Source organism: Pseudoduganella sp. SL102 (genome assembly GCF_027856995.1).
Classification (GTDB): Bacteria; Pseudomonadota; Gammaproteobacteria; order Burkholderiales; family Burkholderiaceae_D; genus Rugamonas; species Rugamonas albidiflava.
Genome location: NZ_CP115554.1, coordinates 215,563 through 232,560, shown reverse-complemented (window position 1 = coordinate 232,560; position 16,998 = coordinate 215,563). Strand labels below are relative to the sequence as shown.

Annotated in this window: 16 protein-coding genes; 2 read left to right on the top strand and 14 right to left on the bottom strand. The window is 65.3% G+C overall.

Annotated features, from left to right (window positions below; genetic code table 11):
- Positions 1-12: 12 nt before the first annotated feature.
- Together OU994_RS00975 and OU994_RS00970 are read right to left on the bottom strand one after the other, a co-directional pair.
- Positions 13-1,215: an acyltransferase family protein gene (locus OU994_RS00975; RefSeq protein WP_281609258.1), complete on the bottom strand. Its 1,203-nt coding sequence runs from the start codon at positions 1,213-1,215 to the stop codon at positions 13-15.
- Positions 1,216-1,305: 90 nt separating this feature from the next.
- Positions 1,306-1,563 (bottom strand): hypothetical protein, encoded by a 258-nt coding sequence (locus OU994_RS00970; protein ID WP_281609257.1) that lies wholly within the window; start codon positions 1,561-1,563, stop codon positions 1,306-1,308.
- A 172-nt stretch (positions 1,564-1,735) separates the two neighbouring features.
- Between OU994_RS00970 and OU994_RS00965 the strand changes: the two genes are divergently transcribed.
- Both OU994_RS00965 and OU994_RS00960 read left to right on the top strand, forming a co-directional pair.
- Positions 1,736-2,422 (top strand): response regulator, encoded by a 687-nt coding sequence (locus OU994_RS00965; RefSeq protein WP_281609256.1) that lies wholly within the window; start codon positions 1,736-1,738, stop codon positions 2,420-2,422.
- A gap of 9 nt (positions 2,423-2,431) precedes the next feature.
- Positions 2,432-3,733 carry an ATP-binding protein gene (locus OU994_RS00960; protein ID WP_281609255.1) on the top strand — a complete coding sequence of 434 codons (1,302 nt, stop codon included), beginning with the start codon at positions 2,432-2,434 and terminating at the stop codon, positions 3,731-3,733.
- A gap of 131 nt (positions 3,734-3,864) precedes the next feature.
- On the opposite strand, the gene OU994_RS00955 is transcribed toward OU994_RS00960, so the two are convergent.
- The 12 genes from OU994_RS00955 to aceK all read right to left on the bottom strand — a co-directional run bounded on the left by OU994_RS00955 (position 3,865) and on the right by aceK (position 16,893).
- A complete protein-coding gene (locus OU994_RS00955; RefSeq protein ID WP_281609254.1) occupies positions 3,865-4,839 on the bottom strand; it encodes an ATP-grasp domain-containing protein in 975 nt (324 codons plus the stop codon).
- A 36-nt stretch (positions 4,840-4,875) separates the two neighbouring features.
- Positions 4,876-5,787, bottom strand: coding sequence for a quinoprotein dehydrogenase-associated putative ABC transporter substrate-binding protein (locus OU994_RS00950; protein ID WP_281609253.1), 912 nt, complete (start codon positions 5,785-5,787; stop codon positions 4,876-4,878).
- Positions 5,784-6,170: a c-type cytochrome gene (locus OU994_RS00945; protein ID WP_281611555.1), complete on the bottom strand. Its 387-nt coding sequence runs from the start codon at positions 6,168-6,170 to the stop codon at positions 5,784-5,786. Before OU994_RS00945 ends, OU994_RS00950 begins: the two co-directional genes overlap by 4 nt.
- 82 nt (positions 6,171-6,252) lie before the next feature.
- Entirely contained in the window at positions 6,253-6,600 is a 348-nt protein-coding gene (locus OU994_RS00940) for a hypothetical protein (protein WP_281609252.1), read from the bottom strand.
- A gap of 10 nt (positions 6,601-6,610) precedes the next feature.
- Entirely contained in the window at positions 6,611-7,189 is a 579-nt protein-coding gene (gene gfa, locus OU994_RS00935) for an S-(hydroxymethyl)glutathione synthase (protein WP_281609251.1), read from the bottom strand.
- 40 nt (positions 7,190-7,229) lie between these two features.
- Positions 7,230-8,336, bottom strand: a complete 1,107-nt coding sequence (locus OU994_RS00930) for an S-(hydroxymethyl)glutathione dehydrogenase/class III alcohol dehydrogenase (protein ID WP_281609250.1) — start codon at positions 8,334-8,336, stop codon at positions 7,230-7,232.
- A gap of 231 nt (positions 8,337-8,567) precedes the next feature.
- Positions 8,568-10,871, bottom strand: a complete 2,304-nt coding sequence (locus OU994_RS00925; RefSeq protein ID WP_281609249.1) for a TonB-dependent receptor — start codon at positions 10,869-10,871, stop codon at positions 8,568-8,570.
- Between the two features lie 361 nt (positions 10,872-11,232).
- Positions 11,233-11,916, bottom strand: a complete 684-nt coding sequence (locus OU994_RS00920; protein ID WP_131148594.1) for a response regulator — start codon at positions 11,914-11,916, stop codon at positions 11,233-11,235.
- Between the two features lie 101 nt (positions 11,917-12,017).
- Complete coding sequence (locus OU994_RS00915) at positions 12,018-13,145, bottom strand: acyl-CoA dehydrogenase family protein (RefSeq protein WP_281609248.1); 1,128 nt, start codon at positions 13,143-13,145, stop codon at positions 12,018-12,020.
- A gap of 63 nt (positions 13,146-13,208) precedes the next feature.
- On the bottom strand, positions 13,209-13,877 hold the full coding sequence (locus OU994_RS00910; RefSeq protein ID WP_281609247.1) for an SDR family oxidoreductase: 669 nt from the start codon (positions 13,875-13,877) through the stop codon (positions 13,209-13,211).
- Positions 13,877-15,076 (bottom strand): acetyl-CoA C-acyltransferase, encoded by a 1,200-nt coding sequence (locus tag OU994_RS00905; RefSeq protein WP_281609246.1) that lies wholly within the window; start codon positions 15,074-15,076, stop codon positions 13,877-13,879. Before OU994_RS00905 ends, OU994_RS00910 begins: the two co-directional genes overlap by 1 nt.
- Complete coding sequence (gene aceK, locus OU994_RS00900) at positions 15,073-16,893, bottom strand: bifunctional isocitrate dehydrogenase kinase/phosphatase (RefSeq protein WP_281609245.1); 1,821 nt, start codon at positions 16,891-16,893, stop codon at positions 15,073-15,075. Before aceK ends, OU994_RS00905 begins: the two co-directional genes overlap by 4 nt.
- Positions 16,894-16,998 lie beyond the last annotated feature (105 nt).

The window sequence follows — 16,998 nt, the reverse complement described above, 5'->3', positions numbered from 1 at the left end:
TCTTGAATAGCTTCAGTTGCCGGGAACACGAGGATACTTTCGCCCGTTGAGGAACACACCCATAAAGGTTGACCGTACCAGGTAGTGATAGCTTGTGAAAAGCAGAACACTGGTGATCACAAGAACCATCGAAAGCTTTATTGACCAGTGCAACGGCCAACGCAACATCCACGCCTGCAACAGCAGGACGATGGGGAAATGGACCAGGTACATCCAGTACGATGCATCTGCGAGGTAGCGCCAACGTGCGCTCGGGGCCTGAAGGTAGCGCACAGCCAATCCAATGACAGCAAACATTCCGCACCATTGGGCGAACATGTACGCACCTGCATAGACTGCGCGCTCTATGCTGCTGAGTTCGACAATTCCGAACTTCGGCGTAATGCCGACAACATACAGGGCGACGGCGGTGCCTGCTACCGCCCCCAACGCATACAAATGCCAATCCGACGCAAGAATGCGCAAATTCTCCTGTTCGCGCTGCACAAACCACCCAACGAGAAATGCCGTGCCGTACGCAAGCAAACCAGGAAAGTTAGGCACGAGTCCCACGATCGGCGAGGGTACCCCGTTCCATTGCACCCACCACGGAGAAAAGAACATCGATACAGCGACCGGCGCACCCAGCAATACCGGCGCAATACGGAGGCTGAACGCGCAGCCGAGCAGTCGGCTGACGGTGGAGCTAAGCGTACCGCCCGTATCGAGACGTATTACCAGCGCTCGCATCGCCACCACCAGCAAGCATATGAACAGCAACAGGTAAAGGAACCACAAATGAAACCAGGGTACCGGCGGGCCGATGACGGGTGGAAAAGCAGCATTCTTCCCGGCACCTGGTATACCGAGTTGCCGCATTCCCCAGATAAAAGCGATGAAAGCAAACGGAAGGACCAGAAAATAAAAGGCAATTAGTGGCAATCCGAGGCGCCTCAACCTGTTTTTTATCAGGCCTTTTGTCCCCAAACGTTGTTGAAGAAGGCGCGCGAAGAACCCGGCAATAAGAAAGAACAACGACATCCGAAAAAGATGGATGACGAAGTAAAGGACCCCCAACCCGGCATTCGTGGAATTGTCGGAAAGCGGCCAATTGGCTTCCCGAAAACCCGGCATGTAAGACATGAGCGCGTGCAGCAGAATGCCGCCAAGGAGCGCACAGGCACGGACTGCATCTAGGGAGTGAAAGCGATCTTCGTTTATGGAATTGGTTTTCATATGGACGATCAAAAAAAATTAATAGTTTTAGCGCCTGCTACCACCCATGCATGATTTTAATCCCGTTTGCATGCCAGCTCGACGAAGCCCTTAGAGATCGAACCGATGCGGAACAGGGTGCCCTCGGTGTCCGGCGGCGACGTCGGCCATGCGGAGGTCGCCCTGCCAGTCAACTTCACCGTTCCTGAAGACGGCGCCCCCTTGAAAATGCCTGTCCCGGAGGATTCTCTTGACGGCCCGCTTCACTTCGGCAGTCGATTTGGGCACGGGTTTGTCGGGTGCGGCGGCGTCGGCGAACTGGGCGTCGACCCCCAGCGAAGTTCCTAACGCAATGATCTTCAATGTCATTTTTTCCCTCCTTGTTCAGACTAAGGCATCTTAGGATGAGCGCAACCGGCGTCATACACAACAGCGTGGGGGAATTGTCACGCTTCTGTATCGGTGCGTACGGAAACGTCGCAGTCGTCAGCATTACGGAATTCGTGCGCTAGAATCCAAAGTAAATGCACAGGGGAAGACGATGTTTGATGTGATGCTGGTCGAAGACGATCCGCGGATAGCCGAGCTGGTGGGAGAATACATCGGCAGCTACGAATTCAAGGTAGAAGTGGTTACCCGCGGCGATATCGTGCTGGAGCGCTTCCGTGCATCGCAGCCCGACATCGTCATACTCGACCTGATGCTTCCGGGACTGGACGGCATGGTGGTATGCCGCCAGCTGCGCGAAGTGAGCGATGTGCCCATTCTGATCCTCACCGCGCGCGAAGATGCCTTCGATGAAGTGTCGGGCCTCGAGCAGGGCGCCGACGATTACGTGATCAAGCCGATTCCGCCGCGCATCCTGCTGGCGCGCCTGCGTACGCTGATGCGCCGGCGGCAGCCGGGAATCAAGATCGAAAACGGAACGCTGCTGTTCGGCTCGCTGACAATATCGAAAAAGGACCGCACCGTGGCGTGGAGAAATGCGCCGGTCGCCATGACCGGCTCGGAATTCAAGCTCTTGCTGATCCTAGCCGAATCCGCCGGGGATGTGCTGTCGCGCGACGACATCCTGCGCCGCATGCGCGGCATTGAATTCGACGGACTGGACCGCAGCATCGACAATGCCATTTCCCGGCTGCGGCGCAAGTTCGACGATGCCGCCGCCGAGCGCATCAAGACGATTCGCGGCGAAGGTTATCTCTTTAGCCCGTCGGCCTGGAAATAAGGCGCCGGCATGTTGCGCATCCTTTTTCGTATTTATTTCCTCACCGCGATCGCCTTGGTCGTGTTCGGCTACATCGTCGCTCATTCAGTGCGGCAGCATTTTTCCTCCGAAATGGAACGCTATGCCCTGGACCGTACGTCGGGTGAGATTTTCCTGCTCGGAAAATACCTTGACTCGGCACCGCCTTCGGAGTGGCTGGCCCGCTTCGATGATTACAAGCGCCGGCACTTCATTCGTGTCTCCCTAATACCTATGAAAGAAGCGCAGGCGCATCTGTCGCAGGAAAAAATTGCGCGGCTGCAGCACGGCGAATGGGTCGCCAACATCTCGCCCGAGGCATATTTCGGACCGGCCCACCGTCCGCCGGCGCCGGGCGAACCTATGACAGACGACGTGATCCGCTTCGATCCGGTGGGGCCGAAGCAAGTTCCGATGATGGTGACGATCGGCTATACGTCGCTGGCCTTGCTGATGATGCTTCCAATGGCTCTCTGGGCGCGCCACCTGTGGAAGGAACTCGATTCCTTGTCGAAGACGGCGCGGTCGTTCGGCGAGGGACAGCTTGCCGCCCGAGCGGCGATCGCGAAGCGCTCGCCGGTGTATCCGCTGGCGGAATGCATAAACGACATGGCGACGCGCATCGAAAGCCTGCTGTGCACCCAGAAGGAGCTAGTGCACTCGGTGTCGCACGAGCTTCGCACGCCGATCACACGGCTCGATTTCGGTTTCGAGATGCTGCTCAAGCAGACCGGCGGCGATGGAATTTCGTCGCGTATCCGATCGATGCAGGGCGACCTGGCGCAGCTTAACGAGCTCGTCAACGAATTGCTCCAGCTTGGCCGGCTCGATCAGCCCCAGGCCCTGATGCGAAGCCCGGTCGATCTCATCGCGCTGCTTTCCGATTGCGCTTCGGCGGCCCGGCATGAACTGGGTGCCAAGCAACTCGAGCTCGATTTGCCGCCCCTGCTGGCCGCCATTGAAGCGGACGCCAGGCTGATCGACCGCGCCGTCGGCAACGTTCTGCGCAACGCCGCCAAGTATGCGGAACGGCAGGTAAGGCTAAGCGCGGTGAAAGTCGGCGACGGAATCGACATCGTGATCGATGACGACGGCCCCGGCATTCCGGCGGCCGAACGCGACAGGATTTTCGAACCGTTCTACCGCCTGGATCGAAGTCGCGATCGCACGACCGGCGGTTTCGGGCTAGGCCTGGCCATTGCGGCCAAAGCGATGACCTTGCATGGCGGCACGATCGCCGCCAGCGATTCTCGGACGGGCGGTGCGCGTTTCGTCATGCATTTTCCTGTCTGACGCCCGTCGAAATGCCCCCCCTGAACGGCAGCTCTTGGGCCGATTGCAGACGTACGAGAAGGCCAAGTCTACGGCCCATGCCGCGACAACGGCAAGTTCTTATCGAATCAGTGCGCCAGCAATGACTGCGCCTAATCCGGTGCAAACGCTGGCACATCCACGATGCAGGCCGGCATACGGCCGGGCAGCGCCAAAGGCATCTCCGCTTGTAACAGCGACAGCACCGCCCCGGCCGGGTTAATGCCGGTCGAGGCATGCAGCCCGGCATAGGAAATCGTCAGCCGCGGGTTCACGTCCAGTACCAGCGGCCCGCTATCGGCCAGGATGAAGTCGACACCCGCATAACCCCACAGGCCCGGCAGCGCGGCGGCGACGGCCAGCCCCAGGGCTTCGAGCTGGGGCGCCATGCCGGCCAGGCCGTTGACCGTGACGCCGAGGAAGCGGAAGTGGTTGTCGTGCACGGCCATGCGCTGCTCGTTGCAGGCCAGCACGCACGCGGCGCCGTCGCGGCACAGCAGCGACAGGCTGCCCACGCGGCCGGCGACGAACGGTTGCAGTACGAGTTCCCGGCCAACGTGCGCGGCGGCCGCCAGTTGCGCTGCGGCTCGGTCATGGAACAGCCGGGTATCGATGCAGCCAGCGCCGTCGTCCGGCTTCACGACCCAGGCACCGGGCGCCGCCGGCAGCGTGTCGCCCGGGCCGAACGTGGCCACGGTGGGAATCCCCGCGCCCAGCAAGGCATGGCAGGCTGCCCGCTTGCTGCCGGCGAGCCGCACCGCGGCCGGCGTGCTGCCGAGCAGGATCCGCCCGTGCCGCAGCACGTCCTGCGACAACCGTTCCAGCACGCCGCTGCCCACGGGCGCCAGCGGCCACACGGCATCGGCCGCCAGCACGCAGTCGGTAAAGCATCGGTCGAAGGCGCCGCCGGCAGGGCGCGCGGCGGCGCCGTCGAGCGTCACCAGTTCGACACCGGGCAGCCGCCGCAAGTCGGCGCACAGCGCGCGCAGCATCAACTCGCCATCGAAGCGCTGCGCCGCCGACGACCGCGTCGGGCCCGCGCCGCCGGCGCAGGCATGATCGAATGCGAAGACTTTCAATGTCGCCACTTCCAGCCTCCGCCATGGCACGCGCCGGCGCCACCTTCAGCGCGCCAGGTCCGTTTCGATCAGTCGCCCCTGTTCATCGAGCAGCGGCACGCCGTATTCGGCGAGGATGGCGCCGATGCGTTCCCGGTTGCTGTCGATCAGGCCGTCGATACGCTGTTTCAGTTCCTTGTCGCCGAAGCGGACCGCCATCGCGATCTCGAAGTCGAAGCGGCTTCCCTTTGGCGATGCGAGCGGCACGGCGACGATGCGGTGCTGCGGTGCCCGTCCGGCGAAATAGCCGGCGATCGGCCCCCAGACGAAGGCGATGTCGACCTTGCCCGCGGCCAGGTCGTTCTCGACGATCTGGCCGGGATATTGCTCGGCATCGCCCGATTGCGGCTGGTACGACACGACCTGCCCCATCATGCCGTGCGCCAGCAGCCAGTCCGCCACCGGCGAGCCGCCGAATACACCCAGCTTGAGCCGCGCGCGCCGCTCCGGCGGCAGCGCGAGCAGGTCGTCCAGCGTGCGCACGCCATCGAGCCCGTTGCCGCCCACATAGGCCATCGCATAGGTGGAACGGTAATAGGGCCGCGTCACGGCGCCCAGGTCGAACCCGGTCGCCACGCCGGTGACCAGGTCGCACTTGAAACGGTCCGTGCCCGGCTCCTTCGCGCGCAGCGTGTTGCGGATGAAGCCCATGCGTTGCGGGAACCACGTGTAGGCGATGTCCCAGCCCAGTTCCTGGGCGAACAGCGCGGCGATGCGGTTCTCGAAGCCGGCCAGGTCGCGCCGCGAGAAGGGCAGGTTGTTCGGGTCCTGGCAGACCCGCAGCACGGGGCGCTCATTGGCCTCCACCTTGGTCTCCACCTTCGGCACGGCCTGCCCGGCAGGTTGCGATGCCGCTGGCACCGGCACTGCCACGCACAGCACGGCAGCGCCGAGCAGCGCCGCGATCCGGGGCGTCATTTGCCGGCCTCCTGCACCTTGCCGGCCTCTTGCAGCTTGCCGGGCGCGATGGCGCCATCCGAGCGTCCCTTCAGGTAGGCGTACAGGTTGTCGATATTGTCGACAACCTGCTGGCTGCCGTCGAAGTTGGGCATGCCCTTGTCGATCCGGCCCTGCAGCACCGTGTTCTTGAAGTCTTGCTTCGACAGCGTCTTCATGCTCGCCGTCAGCGCGGGGCCGACGGCGCCTTCCTGCTGCGCGCCGTGGCACCGCTCGCAGGCCAGCGCGCGCCAGGTGCGCCAGCCGCTCATGGTGCGTGCATCGACCTTGTTGCCGTCCACCACCTGGTAGGGCGTGGGGTCGGCCAGGGCCGCCGGCGCGGCCATGCACATGGCCAGCACCATGCCATGCACCGCGCAGCGTACATAACGTACACAATCGGGAAATGATAGTTTGCTCACATCGGCTTCCTGTCAAATTAACGCGCTAGCGCAGCATGCAGGCCTTTGCCGCCTCGGCCTGGATCGCCTTGTACTTCGCGGCCATCGTCTTGACGCCTGGCGGGTCGCGGAACTCGGCGCCACGCGGCCCTTCCAGCGTCTGGTAGCGCAGCGCGGCGGACATCGTCACATAGTCGTCGTACGCCAGTTGCGCGCCGACCCGGTCGATCACGCAGGCGCACTGGTACAGGGTTTCCTGCTTGCCGCCATGGTTGTTCATGCACTCGAGCACGTACTCGACCCGTGCCACGGTGGGGAAATCGTTCGCGGGCACGACAGGCGCCCCTCCCGCAAGCACGGGGAGCAGCAGCGCCGCGGCAAGGATCGGCTTCATGCGCGCCCCCTCAGCCGGCCCGGTGCAGCGTGCCCGCCCGTTTCGCGGCACTGGTGGCCAGCGCATCCATCAGCGGCGGCGACAGGCAATCGTAGGGCGGCAGCCCGAGCTCGTTCAGGCGCGCGCGGATCGCCCCCATCTGTTCCGGGTCGGCGCCCGACTCGATGACCGACGAGACAAACGCGGCGAACGTGGGCGGCGCCCAACCGGGTTCGCGCGACAGTTCCGTGTGCACGAAGTCCAGGCCGTAGAACGGGTGCTGCGCGTTGTCGATGCGCCCGTACAGGTGCACGCCACAGCCCGTGCAGGCATGGCGGTGGATGGTGGCGGCCGGGTCCACCACTTGCAGCTTGTGGCCGTTGGCGGTGACTTCGACGTGGTCGCGGCCGACCACGGCGATCTGCGAAAACAGCGCGCCGTCCGGCTTCCAGCACTTGGTGCAGCCGCAGGCGTGGTTGTGCGCCACCTGGCTGCCGATGCGCACGGTGACGGGATCGGTGGCGCAGCGGCACGTCAGCGTGCCGCCCTGGAAGCCCGGCGTTTCCGGGGCGATGCCCGCGTCGATGGCGGGATGGATGTGGATGGCCATGCTGTCTCCTTGTGGTGATTTGTTCGTGATATGTGTTGGGTCAGTACAGGACGACGGAACGGATCGATTCGCCCCGTTTCATCAGGTCGAAGCCTTCGTTGATGCGCTCGAGCGGCAGGGTGTGGGTGATCAGGTCGTCGATATTGAGCTTGCCGTCCATGTACCAGTCGACGATCTTGGGCACGTCGGTGCGGCCGCGCGCGCCGCCGAAGGCGGAGCCTTTCCATTGGCGCCCGGTGACGAGCTGGAACGGCCGCGTGGCGATTTCCTCGCCGGCGGCCGCCACGCCGATGATGAACGACTGGCCCCAGCCCTTGTGCGTGCACTCGAGCGCCTGCCGCATCAGCGCCGTATTGCCGACGCACTCGAACGAGTAATCGGCGCCGCCGCCGGTCAGCTGCACGATGTGGTCGACGACGTTCTCCACGTCGCGCGGATTGATGAAGTCTGTCATGCCGAAGCGGCGCGCGATGTCGACCCGGCCCGGATTGATGTCGATGCCGATGATCCGGTCGGCGCCGACCATCTTCGCGCCCTGGATGACGTTCAGCCCGATCCCGCCCAGCCCGAACACGGCCACGTTGGTGCCCGCTTCCACCTTGGCCGAGAACACGACGGCGCCGACGCCCGTGGTCACGCCGCAGCCGATGTAGCACGCCTTGTCGAACGGCGCATCCGCGCGGATCTTCGCCAGCGCGATCTCGGGCACCACGATGTAGTTCGAGAAGGTCGACGTGCCCATGTAGTGCAGGATGGGCTTGCCGTCGAGGGTGAAGCGGCTGGTGCCGTCCGGCATCAGGCCGCGCCCCTGCGTCGCCCGGATCGACTGGCACAGGTTGGTCTTGCGGGACAGGCAGAACTTGCATTGCCGGCACTCCGGCGTGTACAGCGGGATCACGTGGTCGCCGGCCCGCACCGACGTCACGCCCGGCCCCGTCTCCAGCACGACGCCAGCGCCTTCATGGCCCAGGATTGCCGGGAACAGGCCTTCGGGATCGGCGCCCGACAGCGTGTAGTAGTCGGTATGGCAGATGCCGGTGGCCTTGATTTCCACCAGCACTTCGCCGGCCTGCGGCGGCGCCAGGTCCACGGTCTCGATCGTCAGCGGGGCGCCCGCCTGCCACGCAATGGCAGCTTTTGTCTTCATCGTCTGTCTCTCCTGGGGCGCCGGACCGTTCCGGTGCCATCGCGCGGCGCACGGCGGCCGCAATGGGGTAATGGCAAATTGCGTGCCAATGATCCTGGCCGGGCAAATGCGGGCAAATGCGGGAAAACGCGGGCGAACGCGTGGGGAGCGTGCCCTGAAGGCGGCATCGCGCGGGGCGGTTGTGCAGGATCGGATCACCTGGCGCCGCCGCTGTTCCGTTTCCGGGTCGTGTCAGAAACGGTAGCGCAGGCCGGCCAGCACCGTGCGCGGCGCACCGGGCGCGACAAAGCGTGTGGGTGCCGCATCGGCGCCGGGCGCCAGCGGCCGGCCGCCCGGGAAGACATCTTCCGCCACGGTGCCGTAGGTTTCAAAGCGGCGGTCGAACACATTGTTGACACGCACAAACACTTCCCAGCCGGGCGCTGGCTGCCAGCCGGCTCGCAGGTGCAGCAGGGCGTGGCCGCGGATGCGCCAGTCGGCCCGTTGCGGCAGCTCGTCGTCTTCCGCATCCTCCGTCAGGCCGTCCTCGTTGCCCTGCGTGAGCAGGTTCGATGCCGCCAGCACGTCCACGCCCAGGGTCCAGCCGGGCGCGGGAGCCCAGTCGGCGCCCAGCTTCAGCGTATGCCGCGGCAGGCCCGCCAGCCGCGTTCCCGAGGTTGCGCGCACGTTGCGGGCGCCGGTAAACAGCACGCCATCGGCGGCATACACGGCGGCCAGGTAACTGTAGCTGGCCCGCAGCGTGACGTCGCCCAGCCGCGCCGTGCCGCCGGCATCGACACCCGCGTGGCGCGTGCGCGGGAAATTGGCGAAATAACCCTGCTGGCTGGTGCCGGCACTGTGGAACAGGATGTCGTCGCGGTTCACGGTGCGGTACAGCGACAGTGCCGCGTCCGCCCATGCCGTGCGCCAGCGCGCGCCGGCTTCCACGGTGCGCGACACCACCTGGCTCAGGTAGGGATCGGCCTGCAACCCTACCGGCAGGCGGCAAGGCTGCTCCGGATCGGCACAACCGAGCTCGATCACGGTCGGCACGCGGTTGCTTTGCGCCACGTTGGCAAACAGCGTCAGCGCGGCATTCACCTGCCGGGCGATGCCGAGCGACGGGTTGAGCTTGCGGTAAGTGAATTCCTCGCGCGGCTGCACGCCATCGTCGTTCGTCAGCGTATTCGCCACCCGGGCGTGGTTGAACCGCGCCGACAGCGTGGCATAGGTGCCGGGCGCCAGCCGCCAGGTATCGCTCGCGTAGAGTCCCGCCATGCGGGCCCGGCCGGTGACCGACGATGAGGGTTCACGTTCCTCTTCCGGATCGGCCAGCACCTCGCGCGTGGCGCTGAAGAAGCCTTCCTGCTCGAATTGGGCGAAGCGGACGCGGTTGCGGTCGAACGACAGGCCCGCGCTCAGCTGGTGAGCGCCGCGCGTGACGGCCAGCTGGACACTGGCGCCTTCGCCACGCTGCCGTGAAGCCGTGGTGTTCAGTACCGCCGGATGGGCTGGTGGATGGATGTCTTCGTCGCAGCCCGGATCGTCCGGCTCCGCGGCGCAGTCGCCGGCATCGGCATCCTCGTTGGCCTCTTCGCCGGCGTCGTCGTTCACATCGCCATTGACGGTGTCGCGCCGGCTGTGGCGGACGTAGGCGGACGCCGTCAGCGCGGCGTCGCTGCCCAGCTGCTGTTGCAGGTGGAAGGCCAGCTGGCCGAGCCGGTTGCGCGTGCGGTCGGGGTGGGTGTAGACGGCGCGGCGGTCCAGGTCGTACAGGCCGGGCGCGTCCGCCGTGCCTCCCGGCAGCAGCCCGTTGCCGAGCAGCCTGCTGCGCCCGCCCAGCAGCGAAACGCTCCAGTCCGACCCGCCAGCGGTGCGGCCCACTTTCAGGAACACATTGCCGAGCCGGCCCGCCGAGTGGTCGCGCCAGCCGTCTTCGTCGAAGGCCGTTGCCGCCAGCAGCGTGTGCCATCCGGCGGATGCGGTGCCATAGGAGATGTCGAGCCGGCGCCGCGCGCCGCTGCCCAGCGTGGCTTCCACCATCAGGCCGGGATGGCTGCGGCCCGACTTGGTGGTCAGCGCCAGCGCGCCGCCCAGCGTATTCAGGCCATACAGGGGGTTCGAGCCGGGCACCAGCAGGACCGCGCCCAGCGCCGCCTCCGGCACCATGTCCCAGTTGATCACGTCGCCGAACGGCTCGTTGACGCGCACGCCATCGAGGTACACGGACAGGCCCTGGCCCGAGCCCAGCACCGGCGACGCCCGGTAGCCACGGAAGGTGACGTCGGTCTGGAACGGGCTGCCGGAAATGTCGTTGACATGGATGCCGGCCGCATGGCGCGACAGGTAGTCGGCCAGCGTATCGGCGCGCGCCTGCGTGACATCCCGGTCGGTGGCGCGCTGCACCGCGTAGGGCAGGCGGTCGCGCTCGATGGCGGCGGCCGATTGCGGTGCGATGCCGACGATTTCCACGATGGGCAGCGGACCGAGGGGGAAGTCCGGCGTGCCTGAGAAGGCAGCGGGAGCCAGCAGGACCGCGCCGGCGGCGAGCGGCATGCGGAATGTTGAACGCAACAGTGAACGCGACAGCGGACGGGAAACTTGCCGGGCAGGCCGGCCGTCTTTCGAACTCTTCAAGATAGGACTCGCTGGTGGCAATAGCGCTGAGTCTTATCTTGAAGCTAATTGCATGCCATGCTTGGCGATGCGTAACTGGACAGCGACTGTACCCAATCCGGTACAGTTGCGCCGGAGACGGTTCATTCGCCGGCCGCGGGGCGGCAGTCGGCGAACGAGGTCACCAGGAATGCCAGTGGTGTGCGCGGCGGCACATGCTCCGGCCGATGCGCGCGAAGCAGGCCGGCCCGGCTGTTTCCAGTCAGGCCGGGCGGAGGGTTGTCGGCTGTCAAGTGCGGTCTTACTGCGCCCAGGCCGAAGGGGAGAACAGGTAGCCCTCGCCCCACACGGTCTTGATTTTCTCGGAATCGGCGTCGTCGAACTTGCGCCGCAGTTTCGAGATGCTGTTGTCGATGCTGCGGTCGAGGCCGTCGAATTCGATGCCGCGCATTTTCTTCAGCAGCGCATCGCGCGACAGCACGGTGCCGGCGGATTCGGCCAGTACCAGCAGCAGCTTGTATTCCGTATTGCTCAGCACGCAGGGTTCACCGCGCCAGGTCACCGTGCGGTCGCTGGTGGCGATCGACAGCGCGCCGAACGTCAGCTGGTCGGTCGCGCCCTTGCCCTGGGCGCGGCGCAGCAGGGCGCGCAGGCGGGCCAGCAGCACGCGCGGCTGCACCGGCTTGTTGATGAAGTCGTCCGCCCCCTGTTCCAGCAGCGATACCTCGTCGTAGGAATCCTCGCGGGCGGTCATGATCAGGATCGGCACCTTGGTGATGTCGCGCAGCTGGCGGCACACCAGCATGCCGTCCAGGCCGGGCAGCATCAGGTCCAGCACCACGATATCGGGCGGGCTGGCCTTGAAGCGGCCCAGCGCTTCGTCGCCGCGGCTTACCACGTCCACCTTGAACTCGTAGCCCGCAAGATATTCCGTGACCAGGTCGGCCAGGCGGGCGTCGTCTTCCACCAGCATCACTCGATACATAGCAAATCTCCTATTTGTCTATTGTATAAGAGCAATGGCAAAAAAAGATCATCCGGCCCATCGTGAATGCAAAACTCTGCAAACTCCGCGGTTTTGCAACATCACAGGGACCGCGCAATCAGCAGTTTCTGGATGTCGGAAGTGCCTTCGTAGATCTGGCAGACGCGCACGTCCCGGTAGATCCGCTCCACGGGGAAATCCGACACGTAGCCATAACCGCCATGCACCTGGATCGCATCGGAACAGACCCGCTCGGCCATTTCGGACGCGAACAGCTTGGCCATCGCCGCTTCCTTCAGGCAGGGCAGTCCGGCATCCTTCATCGACGCCGCGTACAGGATCAGCTGGCGCGCCGCCTCGATCTGCGTTGCCATCTCGGACAATTTGAATTGTACCGACTGGTGCTGGAAGATTGGTTGCCCAAATGTCTCACGCTCTTTCGCATAGGCGAGCGCGGCTTCGAAGGCGGCGCGCGCCATGCCGACCGCCTGCGAGGCGATGCCGATGCGCCCGCCTTCCAGGCCGGACAGGGCGATCTTGTAGCCCATGCCTTCCTCGCCGATCAGGTTGTCGGCCGGAATGCGGCAATTGTCGAACACGATCTGCGCCGTGTCGGACGAATGCTGGCCCATCTTCTGCTCCAGGCCGGCAACGATATAGCCGGGCGCGGAAGTGGGAACCCAGAATGCGCTGATGCCTTTCTTGCCCGCGGCCTTGTCGGTCACCGCCAGCACGATCGCCACGTCGGCGTATTTGCCGGAGGTGATGAACTGCTTGACGCCGTTGATCACGTATTCGTCGCCGGCGCGCGTGGCCGTGGTGCGCAGCGCGGCCGCATCGCTGCCCGTGTGGGGTTCGGTCAGGCAGAAGGCGCCCAGCATCGCGCCGCTCGCGAGCGGGCGCAGCCATTGCTCCTTCTGGGCCGCGTTCGCGTACATCATCGCGATGCTGCAGACCGGGCAGTTATTGACGGAAATGATGGTCGATGTGCCGCCATCGCCGGCCGCGATTTCTTCCAGCACCAGCGCCAGCGACACGTAGTCGAGGCCGGCACCGCCGAGCTCTTCCGGCACCGCCACGCCGAACGCGCCCAGCGCCGCCAGCTCCTTCAGTTCCGCCTGCGGGAAGTGATGTTCCTTGTCCCACCGCGCCGCCTGCGGCGCCAGGCGCTCGCGGGCGTAGTCGCGCAGCGCGTCGCGGATCATCCGGTGTTCTTCGCTCAGTACCATGGGTCTCCTCGTCTTCTTTATTGTTCAGCGTGCTCTTGTTCAGCCTGTTCTTCAGCGGCGCTGCTACCACCCGATCGGCTGCCCGTCGTAGGCGACGAACACCGGCCGCGGTGAAGCGGGCAGGGCGGCCAGCGTGGCACGGATGCCGCTGGCGCTGTCCGCCGGGTCCAGGTCGGCGCCGGCGCCGCCCATGTCGGTGCGCACCCAGCCGGGGTGCAAGGCCACGCATGTGGCGCCCTGCGCGCCGAACGCCAGCGCGGTATCGACCAGCACCGAGTTCAGCGCCGCCTTGCTGGCCCGGTACAAGGAGCCGGCCGGGCTGTTTCGCTCGCTGAGCGAACCCATGCGCGACGACATCACGGCCAGCTTGCCGCCGGCGGCGGCCACCAGCGGGGCGATGACGGGCAGTAGCCGCATCGCCGCCAGCACATTCGTGTGCATCACCTGGTCGAAATCGGCCTGGACCGGGAAACCGTCGTGCCGCGGGCCGTACACGCCGGCGTTCAGGATCGCCACATCGACGTGTTCGCCATCGAGTTTCCAGCCCAGGCCCGCCACCGCCTCGACGTTGTTGACATCCAGCACATGCGTTTCCGCACCGAGCGCGGCCAGTTCCGCGCAATCGGTTGCCTTGCGGGCGGTGGCGATCACGCGCCAGCCATCCCGCAGGTACTGGCGCGCCAGTTCGTGGCCGATGCCGCGCGACGCGCCGATGATCAACGCCACCGCCATTACACGAGCTCCACGCCGACAGCCGTGGCTTCGCCGCCACCGATGCACAGGGCCGCCACGCCGCGCTTGCCGCCGCGCTCCTTCAGCGCGCCCAGCAGGGTGACGATGATGCGCGCGCCGGAAGCGCCGATCGGGTGGCCCAGCGCGCAGGCGCCGCCGTGCACGTTGACTTTCGCATGGGGGATGTCCAGCTCGTGCATGGCCGCCATCGGCACCGCCGCGAAGGCTTCGTTGATCTCGAACAGGTCCACGTCCGACACTTTCCAGCCATTCTTGTCCAGCAGCTTCCGGATGGCGCCCACCGGTGCCGTGGTGAATTCGTTCGGCGCCAGCGCATTGGTGGCATGGCCGACCAGTTTCGCCAGGATCGGCGCGCCGAGCTTTTTCGCGGTGGATTCGCGCATCAGCACCAGCGCGGCGGCGCCATCGTTGATCGACGACGACGACGCGGCCGTGATCGTGCCATCCTTCTTGAAGGCCGGTTTCAGCGACGGGATCTTTTCCAGTTTGGCCTTGGCCGGGCCTTCATCCTTGTCGATGACGGTGTCGCCGCCGCGGCCGGACACCGTGACCGGTGCGATTTCCCAGGCGAACTTGCCGCCTGCCGCCGCGGCCTGGGCGCGCTTCACGGATTCGATGGCATAGGCATCCTGCTGCTCGCGCGTAAAGCCGAATTTCGTCGCGCATTCCTCGGCGAAGGTGCCCATCGAGCGGCCGCCGCCGGTTTTTTCATCCTTGCTGTACGCATCTTCCAGGCCGTCCAGCATCATGTGGTCGAACAGCATGGCGTGGCCGATGCGGTAGCCGCCGCGTCCCTTCGGCACCAGGTAGGGAGCGTTCGTCATCGACTCCATGCCGCCGGCGATGACGACGTCCGCGCTGCCGGCCACCAGCTGGTCGTGCGCGAAGATCGCCGCCTGCATCGCCGAACCGCACATCTTCGACAGCGTGACTGCGCCGGTGGACGTCGGCAGCCCGGCTTTCAGCAGCGCCTGGCGTGCCGGTGCCTGGCCCTGGCCCGCCATCAGGCAATTGCCGAAATACACGTGCTCGACGAGTTCGGGCGCGATGCCGGCCCGTTCCACGGCGGCGCGGATCGCCACGGCGCCCAGGTCGTTGGCGGACAGGCTGGAAAAATCGCCCTGGAAGGCGCCCATCGGGGTGCGCGCCGCGCCGGCGATAACGATCGGGTCATTCATTTCATGGTCTCCAGTGAGGGTGGCACCGTTGCCGGTGCCGGGGAATGGCAGAATCGGATGGATTGCGGATAGGGGAACACATCGTCGACGATGCCGTCGAGGATGCGTTCCTTGCGTTGCTGCCACCAGCCGGGTGTCAGCAGCTCGGCATGGTGCCGCAGGAAACAGCGGCGGATGTTCGGGTTACCCAGCAGGAACTGGCCGAACTGTTCGGGGAAAACGTCGTGCCTGGCGACCGGATACCACGGTTCGGACGCCATTTCATCTTCCTCGTTGCGCGCGGCCGGGATCGCGCGGAAGTTGCAGTCGGTGATGTATTCGATTTCGTCGTAGTCGTAGAACACCACGCGGCCGTGGTGCGTCAGGCCGAAGTTCTTGTAGAGCATGTCGCCGGGGAAGATATTGGCCGCCACCAGGTCGCGGATGGCATTGCCGTATTCGACGATGCCGTGTTCCAGCGCCGCCTGGTTGCCGCTGCCTTCGGCCTGCGACAGCCAGAGGTTCAGCGGCGTCATCCGGCGTTCGATGTACAGGTGCCGGATGATCAGCTGGTCGCCTTCTTCCTCGACCTGCGATGGCGCATGGTGCTTCAGCTCGGCCATCAGCGCCTCGGCGAAGCGAGCGCGGGGAAACGCCACGTTGGAATACTCGAGCGTGTCCGCCATGCGGCCCACCCGGTCGTGGTGCTTGACCAGCAGGTATTTTTCCTTCACCTGGGCGCGCGTGGTGTCCTTCGGCGGCGGGTAGAAATCCTTGATGACCTTGAAGACATACGGGAACGAGGGCAGCGCGAACACCAGCATCACGAGGCCGCGGATGCCGGGCGCCGTCTCGAACAGGTCCGACGAGTGCTTCAGGTGCTGCAGGAAGTCGCGGTAGAACGCCGTCTTGCCCTGCTTTTGCAGGCCCAGCACCGTATAGATCTCGCTGCGCGGCTTGCGCGGCAGCAGTGTGCGCAGGAATTGCACGTACGCGGATGGCACTTCCATGTCCACCATGAAGTAGGCGCGCGTAAACGAGAACAGGATCTCGACCTGTTCGCGGTCCGCCAGCACGGTGTCGAGCAGCAGCCGGCCGGGCTGGCCACCCGGGACGGTATCGGCGTGCAAAACCGGCAGCACGAACGGCAGTTCGCGCTCGCCGTTGACGGCCTTGCCGACCAGGTAGGCGCCCTTGTTGCGGAAGAACGGGCTGGACAGGATCTGGAACTGCGCGTTCGGCGCCATCTCGGCGAAGAACGGGGCCAGCCGGCTTTCCACCCGGGCGATGTCGCGCGCCAGGTCGGCGAACGGCGTGCCGAACTGGAAATTGGTGACGATGCGGCTCAGCGTGCGGCGCAGGCCATCGGCCTGCGGATAATAGACGCGGTAGGTGGGCGCCGCTTCATCGGTCTCGATGTACTCGGTGGAGACCACCGGGCGCACGAAGATGAATTCGTTGTTGAAGTAGCGCCGGTGCAGGATCGTGCAGCACACCGAATTGAAGAATGTTTCCGCCAGCTCCGGGCGCTTGTGGCGCGTGAGGAGGCCGATGTAGTGCAGCCTCGATTCGCGCCAGACCTGGTCGGTCAGGTCCTCGGGCACATAGTCGTCTTCCAGCAGCCGCACGCACTCTTCCACGCGGCGATCGTAGTAGCCGATCCGCTCGCGCGCCGCCTGCTGCGCCACCGCCCACTCGCCGCGCTCGAAATAGCCGCGCGCATCCTGGCTGGCCTGGCGGAACAGGCGGTAGTGCTTGTCGAAGCCATCGAGGATCGCGCGCGCGATGTCGAACGCGATCTGCGAGGACAGCAGTTTCGGGAAGGCGGGCTGGGTCATCGTCGTCGCGCGCGCGGTTTTACTGCTCGGTGACAGCTCATTGATTGCTTGTTCACTGCGGTGCAGCTCGTTGACCGCCCGGTTTGGCCGTCAACCTGCTGCACA

Bases quoted from the DNA above. Each gene is read 5' to 3' on its own strand.
- OU994_RS00975 (WP_281609258.1), bottom strand. From the start codon at position 1,215: ATGAAAACCAATTCCATAAACGAAGATCGCTTTCACTCCCTAGATGCA.
- OU994_RS00970 (WP_281609257.1), bottom strand. From the start codon at position 1,563: ATGACATTGAAGATCATTGCGTTAGGAACTTCGCTGGGGGTCGACGCC.
- OU994_RS00965 (WP_281609256.1), top strand. From the start codon at position 1,736: ATGTTTGATGTGATGCTGGTCGAAGACGATCCGCGGATAGCCGAGCTG.
- OU994_RS00960 (WP_281609255.1), top strand. From the start codon at position 2,432: ATGTTGCGCATCCTTTTTCGTATTTATTTCCTCACCGCGATCGCCTTG.
- OU994_RS00950 (WP_281609253.1), bottom strand. From the start codon at position 5,787: ATGACGCCCCGGATCGCGGCGCTGCTCGGCGCTGCCGTGCTGTGCGTG.
- OU994_RS00945 (WP_281611555.1), bottom strand. From the start codon at position 6,170: ATGGTGCTGGCCATGTGCATGGCCGCGCCGGCGGCCCTGGCCGACCCC.
- OU994_RS00940 (WP_281609252.1), bottom strand. From the start codon at position 6,600: ATGAAGCCGATCCTTGCCGCGGCGCTGCTGCTCCCCGTGCTTGCGGGA.
- gfa (WP_281609251.1), bottom strand. From the start codon at position 7,189: ATGGCCATCCACATCCATCCCGCCATCGACGCGGGCATCGCCCCGGAA.
- OU994_RS00930 (WP_281609250.1), bottom strand. From the start codon at position 8,336: ATGAAGACAAAAGCTGCCATTGCGTGGCAGGCGGGCGCCCCGCTGACG.
- OU994_RS00925 (WP_281609249.1), bottom strand. From the start codon at position 10,871: ATGCCGCTCGCCGCCGGCGCGGTCCTGCTGGCTCCCGCTGCCTTCTCA.
- OU994_RS00920 (WP_131148594.1), bottom strand. From the start codon at position 11,916: ATGTATCGAGTGATGCTGGTGGAAGACGACGCCCGCCTGGCCGACCTG.
- OU994_RS00915 (WP_281609248.1), bottom strand. From the start codon at position 13,145: ATGGTACTGAGCGAAGAACACCGGATGATCCGCGACGCGCTGCGCGAC.
- OU994_RS00910 (WP_281609247.1), bottom strand. From the start codon at position 13,877: ATGGCGGTGGCGTTGATCATCGGCGCGTCGCGCGGCATCGGCCACGAA.
- OU994_RS00905 (WP_281609246.1), bottom strand. From the start codon at position 15,076: ATGAATGACCCGATCGTTATCGCCGGCGCGGCGCGCACCCCGATGGGC.
- aceK (WP_281609245.1), bottom strand. From the start codon at position 16,893: ATGACCCAGCCCGCCTTCCCGAAACTGCTGTCCTCGCAGATCGCGTTC.